The following is a 698-nucleotide window of genomic DNA, read 5'->3' as shown; positions in this document are numbered from 1 at the left end:
GGTAATTGTTGCCAGCGTCAGTAAGACTCACCGTGCCGTGATCATCGATGAGGGGTGGTACACCGGCAGCCTAGCGGGTGAAATCAGTGCCGTCATCATGGAACAGGCATTCTGGCAGCTGGATGCGCCTGTCGGTCGGGTCTGCACCGCAGAGGTACCTATACCCTATCCTCATCACTTAGAGCAGGCTGCCATTCCTCAGATCGACAAAATTATTTCCGCCGCCAGAGCAACCTTCGCCGCGCGCGACTTAGAGGAGAGAAACAGGAAGCCACGCCATGAATAGCAGCCAAGCAACCGACAACCTGATTGATATCACCATGCCCTCCCTCGGCGCAGATATGCGAGACGGTACGCTGATTGAGTGGCAGATCAAACCGGGAGACAGGGTTGAAAAAGGCGATACGATTGCGGTGGTTGAAACCAGCAAGGGTGCTATCGAGATGGAGGTCTATCATAGCGGCACCATTACCGAGCTATTGATCACCCCAGACACTAAACTTCCGGTCGGCAGTGTGCTGGCCCGAATGACAACGACAGATGCCCCTGTACCTTCAATACCTAAACCGACAGCGCCTATGCATTCAGCACCTACACCAGCACCTGCACCTGCACCTGCAGCGTCGGCCACCCGCGCCGATAGACACGACACGATCGACAGCGCTGCAGAGCTACACCCAGCTATCGGCTCAAATACC

At 55.9% G+C, this 698-nt stretch carries 2 protein-coding genes; both read left to right on the top strand.

Translation table 11 applies throughout. The annotated features are described in order from the left end of the window. Positions 1-286 (top strand): transketolase C-terminal domain-containing protein (locus C9J12_RS30295; protein ID WP_322348896.1); only part of this gene is annotated, 286 nt, incomplete at its 5' end. Then, positions 279-698, top strand: a 420-nt coding sequence (locus tag C9J12_RS30290; RefSeq protein ID WP_193944730.1) for a lipoyl domain-containing protein, incomplete at its 3' end; no start/stop codon positions are given. The genes C9J12_RS30295 and C9J12_RS30290, both read left to right, overlap by 8 nt.

Source organism: Photobacterium frigidiphilum (genome assembly GCF_003025615.1).
GTDB lineage: Bacteria > Pseudomonadota > Gammaproteobacteria > Enterobacterales > Vibrionaceae > Photobacterium > Photobacterium frigidiphilum.
Note: the sequence above shows the minus strand (reverse complement) of the source record. Positions and strands in the feature narration are given on the sequence as shown.